This is a genomic window from Mesorhizobium sp. M0800 (assembly GCF_040320095.1).
Taxonomy (GTDB): Bacteria; Pseudomonadota; Alphaproteobacteria; order Rhizobiales; family Rhizobiaceae; genus Mesorhizobium.
Genome location: NZ_JAMYOZ010000001.1, coordinates 434,809 through 449,272 on the forward strand (window position 1 = coordinate 434,809; position 14,464 = coordinate 449,272).

General features: G+C 64.5%; 13 protein-coding genes. 8 read left to right on the forward strand and 5 right to left on the reverse strand.

What is annotated here, in order from left to right; translation table 11 throughout:
* Window positions 1–11 precede the first annotated feature (11 nt).
* The 3 genes from NKI18_RS02020 to NKI18_RS02030 are packed head-to-tail and all read right to left on the reverse strand — an operon-like array spanning window position 12 to window position 3,202.
* Window positions 12–719, reverse strand: coding sequence for an SDR family NAD(P)-dependent oxidoreductase (locus NKI18_RS02020; RefSeq protein WP_023676277.1), 708 nt, complete (start codon window positions 717–719; stop codon window positions 12–14).
* A 57-nt stretch (window positions 720–776) separates the two neighbouring features.
* Window positions 777–2,357, reverse strand: coding sequence for a 5-guanidino-2-oxopentanoate decarboxylase (locus tag NKI18_RS02025; RefSeq protein ID WP_352614395.1), 1,581 nt, complete (start codon window positions 2,355–2,357; stop codon window positions 777–779).
* The gene (locus NKI18_RS02030; RefSeq protein WP_352614753.1) at window positions 2,354–3,202 is read right to left on the reverse strand and encodes a dimethylarginine dimethylaminohydrolase family protein; all 849 of its coding nucleotides are present in this window, start codon (window positions 3,200–3,202) and stop codon (window positions 2,354–2,356) included. The genes NKI18_RS02025 and NKI18_RS02030 overlap by 4 nt, the downstream gene beginning before the upstream one ends.
* 217 nt (window positions 3,203–3,419) lie before the next feature.
* On the opposite strand from NKI18_RS02030, the gene NKI18_RS02035 reads away from it, so the two are divergent.
* The 5 genes from NKI18_RS02035 to NKI18_RS02055 all read left to right on the forward strand — a co-directional run bounded on the left by NKI18_RS02035 (window position 3,420) and on the right by NKI18_RS02055 (window position 7,897).
* Entirely contained in the window at window positions 3,420–4,229 is an 810-nt protein-coding gene (locus tag NKI18_RS02035; protein WP_352614394.1) for an ABC transporter ATP-binding protein, read from the forward strand.
* 51 nt (window positions 4,230–4,280) lie between these two features.
* Complete coding sequence (locus NKI18_RS02040) at window positions 4,281–5,075, forward strand: transporter substrate-binding domain-containing protein (protein WP_352568373.1); 795 nt, start codon at window positions 4,281–4,283, stop codon at window positions 5,073–5,075.
* A 212-nt stretch (window positions 5,076–5,287) separates the two neighbouring features.
* On the forward strand, window positions 5,288–5,953 hold the full coding sequence (locus tag NKI18_RS02045) for an ABC transporter permease (RefSeq protein ID WP_352578586.1): 666 nt from the start codon (window positions 5,288–5,290) through the stop codon (window positions 5,951–5,953).
* Window positions 5,953–6,777: an ABC transporter permease gene (locus NKI18_RS02050; protein WP_502900644.1), complete on the forward strand. Its 825-nt coding sequence runs from the start codon at window positions 5,953–5,955 to the stop codon at window positions 6,775–6,777. The genes NKI18_RS02045 and NKI18_RS02050 overlap by 1 nt, the downstream gene beginning before the upstream one ends.
* A gap of 118 nt (window positions 6,778–6,895) precedes the next feature.
* Complete coding sequence (locus tag NKI18_RS02055; RefSeq protein ID WP_352614392.1) at window positions 6,896–7,897, forward strand: Ldh family oxidoreductase; 1,002 nt, start codon at window positions 6,896–6,898, stop codon at window positions 7,895–7,897.
* Between the two features lie 57 nt (window positions 7,898–7,954).
* Here NKI18_RS02055 and NKI18_RS02060 read toward each other — a convergent pair whose 3' ends face one another.
* The gene (locus NKI18_RS02060) at window positions 7,955–8,227 is read right to left on the reverse strand and encodes a hypothetical protein (protein WP_352614391.1); all 273 of its coding nucleotides are present in this window, start codon (window positions 8,225–8,227) and stop codon (window positions 7,955–7,957) included.
* Window positions 8,228–8,471: 244 nt separating this feature from the next.
* On the opposite strand from NKI18_RS02060, the gene NKI18_RS02065 reads away from it, so the two are divergent.
* A complete protein-coding gene (locus NKI18_RS02065; protein ID WP_352614390.1) occupies window positions 8,472–9,446 on the forward strand; it encodes a complex I NDUFA9 subunit family protein in 975 nt (324 codons plus the stop codon).
* 21 nt (window positions 9,447–9,467) lie between these two features.
* Here NKI18_RS02065 and NKI18_RS02070 read toward each other — a convergent pair whose 3' ends face one another.
* Window positions 9,468–10,841 carry a cytochrome P450 gene (locus NKI18_RS02070; protein WP_352614389.1) on the reverse strand — a complete coding sequence of 458 codons (1,374 nt, stop codon included), beginning with the start codon at window positions 10,839–10,841 and terminating at the stop codon, window positions 9,468–9,470.
* 184 nt (window positions 10,842–11,025) lie between these two features.
* Here NKI18_RS02070 and NKI18_RS02075 point away from each other — a divergent pair, with 184 nt between their 5' ends.
* Together NKI18_RS02075 and NKI18_RS02080 are read left to right on the forward strand one after the other, a co-directional pair.
* The gene (locus tag NKI18_RS02075) at window positions 11,026–11,595 is read left to right on the forward strand and encodes an NADPH-dependent FMN reductase (RefSeq protein ID WP_352614388.1); all 570 of its coding nucleotides are present in this window, start codon (window positions 11,026–11,028) and stop codon (window positions 11,593–11,595) included.
* 58 nt (window positions 11,596–11,653) lie between these two features.
* Window positions 11,654–14,320 carry a caspase family protein gene (locus NKI18_RS02080; RefSeq protein ID WP_352614387.1) on the forward strand — a complete coding sequence of 889 codons (2,667 nt, stop codon included), beginning with the start codon at window positions 11,654–11,656 and terminating at the stop codon, window positions 14,318–14,320.
* Window positions 14,321–14,464: the final 144 nt, after the last annotated feature.

Consider the following 14,464-nt stretch of genomic DNA (forward strand, 5'->3'; position numbering starts at 1 on the left):
GGACCGCAGGCTCAGGCCCGGCCGTAGAGTGGCACCAGCGTGCCGCTGATCGCCATGTTGGCCGGCGAGGCAAGGTAGGCAATGGCCTCGGCCGCCGCCTCAAGGCTGACCCATCTGCTGAAATCTGCGTTCGGCATGTCAGCCCGGTTGGCCGGCGTGTCGAGTGTCGAAGGCGCCACGGCGTTGACCAGGATGCCGTTGCCCTTCAGCTCTTCGGCTATCGCCACGGTCATCGCGGCGACTGCCGCCTTGGCGGCGGCGTAGGCCACCTTGCCGGAGCCGCGCCGCGGATCGAGCCCGGCTCGCGCGGTGACATTGACGATGCGGCCCGGCACGGAAGATCCCAGCATCGAGCGTATCGCCGCGCGGCAGCACAGAAAGGTGGTGCGGGCATTGGTGTCCATCATCTCGGCGAAGGAGGCGGGTTCGATCTTCTCGACCGGCGCCGCGGTGAAGCCGCCGGCAAGATGCACCGATGCCCATAAATCTGGAACGCTGGCATAGAAGGCATCGACCTTGGCAGGGTCGGCAAGGTCGACATTGTGCGCCAGCCTGACGCGGTCATGCGCCGGAAAGGGAAAATGCGCAGGCGCGGCAGCGTGGGCATTGGGCACATGGCAGATCGCGCCCTGCTCCAGCAGTTTTCCTACGACCGCGCCGCCAAGGGCACCGGTGCCGCCGGTCACCACGATATGTCTGCCGTCCAGTGTTTCCGTCATATTCGACCGCTCCGTCATTGCGCGCCGCCGATGCGGAAGGTCGCGCCTTTCGCGCGATCACTCAACCGAAATCTCGATGACGTAAGGTCGTCCAGTCGCCCGCGCGCGCCCAAGCGCGTCCGCCAAGCCGCCGGTGCCGGAAATCCGCTCGGCGGCAATGCCGTAGGCTTCGGCCAATTTACAGAAATCCGGCGGTGCCGGGGAGACGCCGACCGGCTCGACGCCGACGTCGAGCATCGAGGTTTCGATCTCGCGGTAGCCACGATTGTTCCAGACTGTGAAGATCACCGGCGCCGCCGCGTCGAGCGCGGCGCCCAGTTCCGGCAGGGTGAACTGGAAGCCGCCGTCGCCGGTGAGGCAAACGACCGGCGCCTCAGGCCTGGCAAGGACGGCACCGATCGCCGCCGGCGGGCCATAGCCGAGCGCGCCGAAGCCGGTGGCGGCGTTGAACCAGCCGCCCGGCCGGTCATGATCGTAATAGAGGTTGGCGGCGTAGACCGGCTGGGTCGAATCGCCGACGATGATCGCGCCAGGCAGCGCATCGCGGATCGTCTCGACGGCGCGCAGTTGCGCCTGCATAGCCGGGCCGATCTCGGCAAAGGCCGCTTGCCGCGTCGCGGCGGCGCGAGCTGAACCATCATCCAATGACGTCTCGTGCGTGCCGATTTCGGCAAGCAGCGCCTTGAGCGCCGCTCCGCAATCGGCCTGGATCGAAATCCGCGCAGGCCGGCGGGCAAGCTGGTCGGCGCCGATGTCGATGCGGATCAGGTTGGCGGGCAGGACAAAACCGCCGTCGCCATAGCCATCATAGTCGGTCGGACCGAATTCGGTACCGGCCGCAATGACCAGATCGGCGCCGGCCATCAGCCCACGCACCGCCTTCAGGCTGGGGCTGGCCGGCACGCCAAGCGGATGGCGATAGAGCAGGCCGCGCGCATTGGCGGTCTGGACGACCGGCGCTCCCAGCCTCTCGGCCAGGTGCTGCAATGGCGCTTCGGCAGCTTTGGCGCCGCCGCCGGCGAGGATAAGCGGCCAGCGGGCAGACGCGCATAGCCTTGCCGCCTCGGCAATCGCCGCTACATCCGGCTCGGGCGGCGCTGAATTCCGCAGCAGCGGCAGGATGCCGTTGGCCGGCATGGTCATGACATCGGTCGGGATCTCGATATGCACCGGACCCGGACGCGAGGATGAGAACAGCGCAAAGGCGCGGGCTAGCACGCCGGGCAGTTCGCCGGCCTCGGTGACACGGTGCGAAAACAGCGCCACCTTCTCCATCATGCCGCGCTGGTCCGGCAGTTCATGCAGATGGCCAAGGCCTTTGCCCAGCGTCGGCGTGGCGTTGACGCCCGAGATCACCAGCATCGGCACCGAATCGGCGCGCGCCTGACCCATGGCGGTGATGGTGTTGGTCAGCCCCGGCCCGGTGATGACGAAGGCGATACCCGGCCTGCCGCTGGCGCGCGCATAGCCGTCAGCCATGAAGCCGGCGCCCTGCTCGTGGCGCGGCGTGACGTGACGGATCTTCGATCGCGCAAGCCCGCGATAGAGCTCGACCGTGTGTACGCCGGGAATGCCGAAGACGGTGTCGACGCCGTGCGCTTCGAGCAAGGTGATGAGCGCTTCGCCGATGGTCGTCATTGTCTTAGCACCGGGCGCGTGAGGCAGGTAGGGCCGCCCTCGCAGGCAATGCACAGCGCATCGGCCTCGAATGTCGAGACCGTACAGCCGGCGGCTTGCATGGCAGCCGCCGTCTTCGGAAAACCGGCAACGGCGATAACCTGGCGCGGCGCGGTCGGCAGCACGTTCAGGCTGAGCCCATTCGAGGCGAAGAATTCGTCGGCGTCGCCCTCGACCAGCCGAATGCCGCGTTCGCGCAGCATCTGGTGGAAGGCGACCGGCAGGAGGGGCGCATAGACCAGCGCCAGATCGTCTGCGAGCGGGCTGATCACCGACATCAGATGCAGGCAGGCCTCCTCGCCGTGCCAGAGCGGCAGGTCGAAGCCATAGACCTGGATGCCCTTGGGTGAAAGCAGGTTGGAGAGCTGCTGGATGCCGTGCTGATTGGTGCGCACGCCGCGGCCGACGGCCAGCGTGTTTGCATCCACCCACACGCAGTCGCCGCCCTCGACCTGGCCGGGAGCCTCGATACGGCCGAGGATGGGGATGCCCATCCGCCGGTAGGCTGTCTCGTGCAGGCCGGGCTCTGGCCGGCGCAGCGCCTTGCCCATGGTAAGGATGACCGCGCCATGGTCGGTCATCAGTGACGGATCGTGGGTAAAGACCGAATCGGCAAGCCCGTCATCGGCGTCGCTCAGCCATTCGATTTCGGCGCCTGAGACAGAAATCAGCCTGGCCAGTGCATCATGCTGGGCTGCCGCTTTTTGTGGATCGAAGCCGGGGCCATAGTGCCACTCCAGCGCTTCGGCCCGACGCATGGCGCTGGCGGCGGAGCGCATCAGCACGCGCTGCAGCGGCCCGGCCATCGACTGCGACCCGTATGCTTTGCCCACTAAGTTCTCCTGAAACGCGCCCCTCCTGCCAATAGCCACTCGGCAGGCCGTGATCAATGGTCCAAAAACTGCGGTTGACGGAGGCAAGCGGAACGGTCCATCTTGAGAATCGGAACGCTGTCCAGTGACGGGTAATGGGTAAAAAATTCCAGCAAGCACTGCCTCGGCTGCTCCGCGGGGCGCCGCGACGATGACGGCGCCGGCCACCGCCCTGAAGCATACGGCGCAGAACGGCGCTGCCGAAGCCATCCACGTCGAGAACCTGCACAAGAGTTTCGGCAAGCTGCATGTATTGAAGGGCGTTTCGCTGTCGGCGCGCGATGGCGAGGTGATCGCCATCATCGGCGGCAGCGGCTCGGGCAAATCGACGCTGCTGCGCTGCATCAACTGCCTGGAGAACCCGACCAGCGGCATCATCCGGGTCAATGGCGAAGAGATAAAGCTGAAGGCCGACAGCTACGGCCACACCGTGCCCGCCGACCGCAAGCAGATCGAACGCATCCGCTCCAAGCTTGGCATGGTCTTCCAGAACTTCAATCTGTGGAGCCACATGACGTTGATCGAGAACGTCATCGAGGTTCCCGTGCATGTGCTCGGCGTCAAGCGCGATGTGGCGATCGGCGAGGCGGAAAAATTGCTCGCCCGCGTTGGCCTGGCCGAAAAACGCGACGTCTATCCTGCCTATCTGTCGGGCGGCCAACAGCAGCGCGCCGCGATCGCCAGGGCGCTGGCCATCAATCCGCGCGTCATGCTGTTCGATGAGCCGACTTCGGCGCTCGACCCGGAACTCGTCGGCGAGGTGCTGAAGGTGATCGGCGACCTGGCGCGCGAAGGCCGCACCATGGTGCTGGTCACCCATGAGATGAAGTTTGCCCGCGAGGTCGCGACGCATGTCGTCTACCTCCACAACGGGCTGGTCGAGGAAGAAGGGCCGCCGGAACAGATCTTCGGCGCACCAAAATCCGAAAGGCTGAAGCAGTTCATCCGCAACATCAGTTAAACTGTGGGCGGACGAAAACCGGGAACAACAACAAAACTGGGAGTCATGACGATGAAGATTATTCTCAAGACCTTTGCCGCAGCGCTGCTGCTCGGCGTTGCCGCGATGGGCGTGGCCAAGGCCGATCCGGTCAAGATCGGCGTCGCCGCCGAACCCTATCCGCCCTTCGCCTCGCCGGACGCTTCCGGCAAATGGGTCGGCTGGGAGATCGAATTCATCGATGCCGTCTGCGCCGAGGAGAAGCTCGACTGCGTCATCACCCCCGTCGCCTGGGACGGCATCATTCCGGCGCTGACGACCAAGAAGATCGATCTTATCGCCGCCTCGATGTCGATCACCGCCGAGCGCGAGAAGACGATCGCCTTCTCGGACAAATATTACAACACCCCGACTGCGATCATCGGGCCGAAGGACCAGAAGTTCGGCTCAACACCGGAGGACCTCAAGGGCAAGATCATCGGCGTCCAGGTCTCGACCGTACACGCCGACTACGCCAAGAAGCACTTCGCCGACGCGGCGGAAATCAAGGAATACCAGACCCAGGACGAGGCCAACCAGGATCTTGCCGCCGGCCGGGTCGACGCGGTGCAGGCCGATTCCATTGCCCTCGACGCCTTCCTGAAATCGGACCAGGGCAAGCAATGCTGCGATCTGAAGGGCATGGTCGCGCCGGATCTGGCCATTCTCGGGCCCGGCGTCGGCGCCGGCGTCCGCAAGGAAGACTCCGAGTTGAAGGAAAAGATCAACGCCGGCATCAAGGCCATCCGCGCCAACGGCAAATATGACGAGATTTCGAAGAAGTACTTCGACTTCGACATTTACGGTGCCGACACGCAGTCGAACTGACGGCCTCATCCATGAGCGATTAACCACGCGGCCCCGATAGAGCCGCGTGGTTCGTCGAAATCCATCGACGCGAGCTTCCGCGGGCGGAGATCGCCGGCGGTTTTAGCGCCAGCAATTCGAGGGCGACGCTGATCAACGCATTTGTTCCGGCTTGGGCCGCCTCTGCCATCGCGCTTCTCTCGCCCGTGCCGCCGGGCTGGGGTGGAACGCTCATCGTCGGGCTGCTCCATACGATCGAGATCGCGGTCGGCGCCACCGGTCTCGGCCTTTTGATCGGCATCGGCGGCGCCTCCGGCAAGCTGTATGGTGGTCCGGTGGTGCGCGATCTCCTGGCAGTCTATACGACCGTCGTGCGCGCCGTGCCGGAGCTGGTGCTGATCCTTCTGCTCTATTACGCCGGCACCGACCTGATCAATCAGATGCTGACGGCAATGGGCTATCAGCGCATGGACATTAGCGGGCTGGCGGCCGGCATTGCCGTGCTCGGCTTCGTCCAGGGCGCCTATTCGACCGAGGTGATCCGCGGCGCGATCCTTGCCATTCCGCAGGGCCAGATCGAAGCCGCGCGCGCCTATGGCATGTCTCCCGGCCTGCTGCTGCGGCGCATCACGCTGCCGGCGATGCTGCCGTTCGCCATACCCGGCCTTGCCAATCTCTGGCTGATCGCCACCAAGGACACCGCCCTGCTGGCGGTCGTCGGCTTTTTCGAGCTGACATTGGCGACACGGCAGGCGGCCGGCGTCACCAAAGCCTATCTGACATTCTTTATCGCCGCCGGCGCGATCTACCTTCTGTTGACGCTGGTTTCGAATCTGATCATCGGCCGTATCGAGACATGGGCCCGCCGCGGCATGCCGTCGCTCAAGGAGGCCCGGTGATGGCTGACCCGGCGATGACTGGCGAAGCGGCGGCCGTCGAGATAGCCGCACGCGCTTCGCTGTGGCTGAAGCCGCATCGTATCGTGCTGATCCTGATCGCGCTGGGGCTGGTTTTGGCGGCGGCCGTCTTCATGCGCTGGGACTGGCTGCCTAAATATTACGGGATAGGACTGCTCGGCATCTGGCGCGCGCTGTGGATTCTTGCCGTCACTTGCACGCTGGGTTTCCTGCTCGCCGTGCCGCTCGGGCTGGCGCAGGCTGCGGGCTCGTTCTGGTTCGCGGCACCCGCCAAGGTCTTCTGCACCGTCATCAGAGGGACGCCGCTGCTGCTGCAGCTCTGGTTGCTCTATTACGGGCTGGGCTCGCTGTTTCCACAATATCCATGGATTCGCGAGTCTTGGATGTGGCCCTATCTGAGGCAGGCATGGCCCTATGGCGTCCTCGGGCTGACGCTGTCCTTCGCCGGTTATGAGGGCGAGGTGATGCGAGGCGCTTTCGCCGGCGTGCCGAAAGGCCAATTGGAAGCCGCCCGCGCCTTCGGCATGAGCCGCTGGAGGATTTTCCAGCGAATCTGGCTGCCGCAGGCCTTCTACCGCGCGCTGCCGACACTGACGGGCGAAACCGTGCTGCAGCTGAAATCGACGCCGCTGGTGGCGACCATCAGCGTGATCGACATATTCGCCGTCTCTTCAAAGGTGCGTCAGGATACCTACCTCACCTATGAACCCTTGCTGCTCCTGGCGTTGATCTATATGGCGATCACCGGCATCCTCGTCTTCACCCTGGGCAAGATCGAGGCGCGGATTCCGAACAAGGTTGGTTAGGTGAATGGTGAATGGTGAATAGTCAGTAGTGAGTAGCCCGTAGTGTTACCGGCTAAGTCCCACTCACCATTCACTATTCACCATTCACCCATTCCCTCAGATATCCATGGCAATCACAATGCAACTCAGTCTCGACCAGGCGACAGGGCTGTGCCGGATGGCGGCACTTGGCGCCGGCGCCAACGAAGAGGCGGCGCAGTCGCTGGCTGCCTCGATCGTCGCGGCCGAGGCGGAAGGACTGTCGACCGTCGGGCTGTCGCATTTCATCGATTATCTCGAAGCGCTGGAAGCCGGCCGTATCGACGGCAATGCCGATCCGGTGATCACCAGGCCGGCGCTCGCGGTTTATCTCTCTGATGCCCGCGGCGGACTGGCGCATACCGGTTTCGACCGCGCGATCGATGACCTCGCCAAGGCGGCGCGACTGTTCGGCGTCGCCATCTTTTCGCAGAAGAATGCCTATACGTGCGGCGCGCTCGGCTATTTCACCGGGCGCCTTGCCGCGCAGGGGCTGGTGTCGTTCGCCGCGACCAACGGCCCGGCCGTGCTTGCCGGCTCGGGCTCGGTCAAGCCGGTCTACTGCACCAACCCGATGTCCTTTGCTGCACCCGCCGCGGACGGGGCGGCGCTGGTCATCGACCAGTCGTCGAGCGCCACCGCCTTCGTCAACATCCGCAAGGCGGCCGAGGACGGCAAGAAGATACCCGAAGGCTGGGCACTGGATGCCAGCGGCAATCCGACCACGGACCCGGCAGCTGCCATGAAGGGCGCCATGCTTGCCTTCGGCGGCCAGCGCGGCGCCAACATCGCGCTGATGGTCGAGGTGCTGGCTGCGGGCCTGTCGGGCGCCAACTGGTCGCTCGATGCGCCATGGTTCAGCGGCGGGCCGGACAGTCCGGGGACCGGCCTGTTCGTGCTTGCCGTCGAGCCCAAGCTGCTCGATCCGGACTTCGAAAAGCGGATGAAGGATCAGCTCGACCGGCTGCGGCGGCGCTATGGCGTGCATGTGCCGGGGCGTGCCCGGGCCGAGGCCGCGGAGAAGGCGGCGGCGCGCGGCATAAGCGCGCCGAAAGCCGTGGTGCAACGCATTTCCGAATTCGCCGCGCGCTATTCGTCCTGAAGAAATTCGTTTGTCCGATGAGCGGCTGACGAGGCCGGCCGATCCGGCAGCGCGAGCCTACTTCCCGCAATGATGATCGTTGATGACGTTCACCGCATTCGCGTCCGGTCCTACCCTGTTGTAGGAGCAGGGTTCGGCGGCCGTCGTGAACAGGTGGTTGTCATAGTAGCGCGGGCCACCGAACAGAATGTCGATGATGTCGCCGTTGGCGGGAACGTAGCGTTCGGGTTGAGCTTGGTGGTGATGCCGGTTTGCCGCGAATGCCGAGGCACCAATGCTGCAGCCTGTTGCGAAAGCCAGAGCGAAGATCGCAACGCGTTTTGTCGTCATCGGCAATATCCTCCATTCGGAATCAAATCATACATCTAAAATCGCCGACCGAACAAAGGTTCCTGTTCCTAATGGAGTTGCCGTAAAGCCGGGCCTCGCCGGCGTTTTCTGCCATTTCGAACGGATACCGGAAATCATGCTTTCAACAGTGCCGGGCGACCTATGGTCGCCCTTTGCCTTTGGCGCGAAACCGACTATGAAACGGCTTCAATCAAACCATCTGGATAGCCCCCCGGAGCGAGCCATGACCGAAATCCTGCAGACCCCAAAGCTCGTCGTCGTGTTCGGCGGCTCCGGCTTTGTCGGTCGTCATGTCGTGCGGGCGCTGGCCAAACGCGGCTACCGCATCCGGGTTGCCTGCCGCCGGCCCGATCTCGCCGGCCACCTGCAGCCGCTCGGCAATGTCGGGCAGATCCAGCCGGTGCAGGCCAATGTCCGGGTGCGCTGGTCGGTCGACCGCGCCGTGCAAGGCGCGGACCATGTCGTCAATCTGGTGGCGATCGCGCATGAGGCCGGCCGGCAGAAATTCACTGCCGTCCACGAGTTCGGCGCGCGCGCTATTGCCGAAGCGGCGCGCGCCGTCGGCGCCGGCCTCACCCACATCTCGGCTCTGGGAGCGGATCTCCACGCGCAATCGGACTACGCGCGTACCAAGGCGCTCGGCGAAAAGGCCGTTCTTGAGACGAGCCAGGACGCCGTGATCTTGCGGCCATCGATCAATTTCGGGCCGGAGGACGGTTTCTTCAACCGCTTTGCCAACATGGCTCGCTTTTCCCCAGTGCTGCCGCTGATCGGCGGGGGGCAGACGAAATTCCAGCCGGTCTATGTCGGCGACGTCGCCGAAGCGGTGGCGCACTCGGTCGACGGCAAGGTCCAGGGCGGCCGGATCTATGAACTCGGCGGGCCGCAGGTGCTTACCTTCAAGGAATGCATGCAAGAGCTGCTTGTCATCATCGAACGCAAGCGGTTTTTGCTGCCCGTGCCATGGTGGCTGGCGAACCTCCAGGCATCAATTCTCGGGCTGCTGCCCAATCCGTTGTTGACCAAGGACCAGGTCCTGCTGTTGCGCCAGCACAATGTGGTGTCGGAAGCCGCCGTCAAGGACAACAGGACGCTCGCCGGCCTCGGGATCCAGCCACGGTCGATCGGAACCATTCTGCCCAGCTATCTCTGGCGCTACCGCGCCGCCGGCCAGTTCCAACGCAAGTCCGCCGCATAACACGTACGGACGTGCGGTTGCCTACGAGCCGCGCCGGGTGACCTGCATCGGCAGGCCGCCTTGCGGCTGCGTCGTCAGCTTCTGCACCGGCCAGGGGCGGGTTTCCGCGGTGGCGTCGAAACGGTAGCGCGACAGCATGATCGCCAACGCGATGATCGCCTCCTGCATGGCGAAGCTGGCGCCGATGCAGACGCGGGGGCCGGCGCCGAACGGCAAATACTGGAAACGATCGATCTTTTCGCGGTTTCCCGGATGGAAGCGTTCCGGCATGAAAGCGTCGGGCCAGTCCCACAATTTCCGATGGCGGTGGACGACCCACGGCATCACCAGCACCGCGGCACGTCGCGGTATGTAGAGGCCGTTCCAGGTTTCGGGCTCGATCGGTTCGCGGTTGATCGACGGCGCCGGCGGATAGAGCCTGAGCGCCTCGTCGAAGGCGGCGCGGGTGAGCGGCATGGCGTCGAGCCATTTCGTCGGGTCGGGCTCACGCGCCAGCACGGCATCGATCTCGCGCTCGATCTTTTCGCGCTCCCACGGCGCTTCGGCAAGGCAGTAGAGCGTCCAGCCGAGCGCCCTGGCCGTAGTCTCGTGGCCGGCACCGATAAAGGTGATGATGTTGTCCTCGACCTCGGCCCGGGTCAGCCCGCCCGGTCCCTCCGCCTTGAGCAACAGGGTGAGAAAATCCTGCGGCGCGGTGTCCGGAGCGCGCCTCAGCCGCGCCTCGCGCATCTGCACCGTGTCGGTGACGATCTTGCGGAAGTAGGCCATGGTCTTGCGGCCGCGGATGCGGGTCAGGCGCGGCAGCCAGTCGGGCGCACGCAAAAGGTCGAGCGGATCGACCCGGCCCATCGTCTCGAACAGGCGGTCGATCTCCTTGGCGAAGCTACCGGGCTCGCCCGATATCTCGCCCGAAAACAGTGTCTCGGCCAGGATGTCGAAGGTGAGCAGCGTCATGTCGTGGGCGATGTCCGACGTGCCACCTTGCTCGTAACGGGTGATGAATTCGAGCGTGCGTTTCAGCATCGGCTCGGCGAAGCCGAAGATGTGGCGCGGCGTGAACACCGGCGCCATCGCCTTGCGCGAACGCCGCCACACTTCGCCCTCGGCGGTCAGCAGCCCGTCGCGCAAGATCGGTCGCAGGATCAACTGGCGCACCGTGGCCATCTTGTAGTTCTTGGCGTTGTCGACAAGCACATGGCGGATGAGGCCGGGATCGTTGGCGATAACCAGCGGCCCGCCGACGCCGGTCACCGAAATCCAGGGCTCGTTGTAGGTCGGCTCGCCCCACAGTTCGAGCGGATTGCGGTAGACGATGCGGATCATCTCCAGCGTCGAGGGCGGCGCTGTGCGCGGCTTCGGCGCCGGCGGGACGAAGGGGACGGGCTGACTGTCCATGGCTTGCTCCGCTGACACCTCAATGTAGTGGCGGGCAAGGCAGGCGTCCATGTGACCGGACGACAAGGCGAAGCATCCGCTCTCTGGAATGTGACCGGGGCACCGGAAAGTGCCTGCTTGCTGTGTCCGGCTGCGTGTCTTAGGTGGCAGCACCACAGATGCCACTAACCGGCGGGAGCCTGCCTTGAAGCACCAGTTGAACGTCATCATCGGCAGCACGCGGCCGGGCCGCGCCGGACCGGTTTTCGCAAGGTGGCTGGAAAGCTTTGCGCGCGAGCATGGGAAATTCGAGCCGGTGCTCACCGACATCGCCGCCTTCAACTTGCCGGTGCTGGACGAGCCGCATCATCCGAGACTCGCCAAATACGAAAACAGCCACACGAAAGCGTGGTCGAAGGCAATCGACGCCGCCGACGCATTCGTCTTCGTGGCGCCGGAATACAATTATTTCGCAGCCCCCGCGATCGTCAACGCGGTCGACTACCTGCTCAGGGAATGGCGATACAAGCCGGCCGCCATTCTCAGCTATGGCGGTGTCTCCGGCGGCTTGCGAGCGGCGCAGGCGGTCAAACCGTTGCTGACCTCCGTCGGCGTCATGCCGATTCCGGAAGGCGTGGCGCTGCCGATGTACCAGAAGCTGCTCGACGAGACCGGCGCCTTCCTGCCCAGCGACCAGGTGCTCGGCGGGGCCAGGACCATGCTGGACGAGCTGTTCCGCTGGAGCGAAGCGCTGAGGCCGATGCGCGCCAGCTAACAACGCGAACGGCCGAACTGGCCGATGCCGTAACTTGCTCATGCCATAAAGAGATGGAATGCTCCGGCAAATGACCGGGCCGGGGCGGTTCGATTTGCGTTTTCTGTTTGCCTTGCTGCTGATCCTCTCGACGGCCTCCGCTGCAATGGCGGAGCGGCGCGCTGCGCTGGTCATCGCCGAGAACGACTACCGGCTGATCCGGCCGCTCGCCAATCCCGTCAATGACGGTGAGGTCATGGAAACGGTGCTGAGGAAGCTCGGTTTCGAGGTCTTCCTCGAAACCAACCGCGACCTGCGGCGCATGCGCCGGGCGCTTGACGATTTCCGCGAGGATGCCAAAGGCGCCGACGTGGCACTGGTGTTCTTCTCCGGCCACGGCGTCGAGATAGCCGGCGAGAATCGGCTCCTGCCGGTCGATGCAGACGCGTCGTCGCTCGCTACGCTGGAAAGGACCAGCCTGCCGCTGGAGGAGATCCGCGCGACCGTCGCCGCCACCAGCAAGGTCGGACTGATCGTGCTCGATGCCTGCCGCAGCGATCCGTTTGCGGCTACGGGCGGCGAAGGCCGCGGCGCAACGGCGCTGGTAAAAGAGGTCAGCGACAAGATCCGGCCGGGTCTTGGCCGCATCGGGCGGGCAGAAAACATCCTGTTTGCCTTCTCGGCAGCACCCGGCGAGACCGCCGCGGATGGGACGGGCCAGAATTCGCCGTTTACCGCGGCGCTGACGAAATACCTCGGCACCGATGGGCTCGAGATACGCTCCGTACTGACGCTCGTGCAACAGGAGGTCTACGACCTCTCGCGCGGCAAGCAATTACCCTATGTCGAGAGCGGCCTGCCGCAGCTGTTCTTTGCCGCCTCGGCCAAGGAGAAATTGCCGGAACGCGAACGCTTGTTGCTGGCCATGGCCGAGGTGACGCCTCAGATGCGCGGCGAAGTGGAGAAGATCGCCAGCGACGCCGATATGCCGCTGGCGCCGCTCTATGGCGCGTTGATCAGTTCCGATACCGGCCACCTCTCCGCTGACAGTCTGAACGCCAGGCTGCGTGAGGCAGCCGACGCCTTCGTCAAGGTGCGGAGCGAAATGCAGACGCTTGGCTCCGACGATCTGCGGGTGGCAGCGTTGCGCCGGCAGGCCGAAGAGCAGCTTTCGCTGGGAGCGTTCGATGCCGCGCGTAAAAAGCTCGCCGAGGCAGCCGAGATCGACAATGTCTCGCGCAACGCGCTGAAGGCCAATTTCGTCAGCCGCACGCTCTCCGAGGCCGCAACGCGCTATCTGTCCGGCGGGGCGGCGCGCGCCGACCTCGACTACGCCACAGCCATCAGGGACTATGAGTCCGTGCTGGCGCTTTATGGCGAAGCCGGACAGGTGGTGCTGTCGCTCGACGACGCCGACCGCTTGATCCGCACGCTGGACGAGCTCGGCAAGCTCTATACCACGGTCGGCAATATCGATGCGGCTGGCCGTGCCTTCGAGGCGCTGCAAGCAGATCTCGAGCGGCGGTCGCATCATGAAACCGATCCCAACGTGAAGCGCGACTTCGCCGTCAGCCACGTCAAGCTCGGCAACGTGCGGATGGCGCAAGGCAATCTGCCGTCAGCGCTGCAGAATTATGAGACCGCCAAGACCATTCTGCAGGGCCTGACCGAGGCAGAACCGGACAATCTGGAGTGGTTCGGCGACCTCGCCATGGCCGACGACAAGATCGGCAACGTATTGGCGACGCAAGGCGATCTGGCCGGCGCCGCAGAGGTCTACCAGGAAAGCCTGTCGATCAAGAAGCAGCTCGCCGCCGGAGAGCCCGACCGTGCCGAACTGCAGCGCGACCTGACCATCACCTACGATGAGATCGGTCACCTTGCCCATATCGCAGGCCAACTGGACAACGCACAGGCGGCCTATGAAGAGAGCCTGAAGGTGCGGCTGGCGCTGGCGGCGGACAAACCGGGAGACGCCGACCGGCAGCGTGACGTCTCGGTCAGCCACGATACGATAGGCGACCTGCTGCGCGAACGCGGCGACGCCGCCGGGGCGCTGGCGGCCTACAAGGAAGGTCTGGCGATCATCAAGCAACTGGCGAAACGCGATCCGGACGACACTGAGTTGAAGCGCGACCTGTCGGTCGGCAACGCCAAGATCGGCAATGCGCTGAGCGACCAGCAGAATTGGCCGGCGGCACTTTCGGCTTATCGTGAGGCACTTTCGCAGGCCAGCGCGCTCGCCGCCGGCGACCCGAACAACACCGAATGGCAGCGCGACCTGTCCGTGTGCATCGAGAAAGTCGCCGGCGTCCTGGCGATACAGGGCGACCACAAAGGCGCGCTGAAAGCCTATCTGGACAGCTACGCGATTGCGCAGAGGCTGGCCAAGCTCGATCCCGCCAATTCCGACTGGCAGCGGGACTTGTCGATAACGCTGTCCGAAGTCGCCACGCTGCGCCTCAGGCAGCGCGACGTCAGGGGCGCCCGGCAAGCCCTTCAGGACAGCCTGGCCATTCGCGAGAAACTTGCCCGGTCCGATCCGGACAACGCCACCTGGCAGCGCGACCTGGTGGTCGCCTATATCGACTACGCCCAAGTCGCAAAGGACCCGAAGGCTGTGCTTTCCAAGGCGCTCGACATGACGCTCGAGCTCGACCGGAGCGGGCGGTTGGCACCGCGCCACAAGTTCATGATCAAGTTTTTACGTGAGCGGCTGGCCAGGATCGAAGCCAGGCGCCGGTAGCCGGCTCACGCGATGGTCATTCCGTTCCGAAATGCCTGCAAACCTTGGAAAAACCGCCTTTTGCGCCTATATCTACGACATTAGAAATGCGCGATTCGAAGCCGATTTTTCGCGCTCTGCACACGGCATCAATCAGACAGGTTT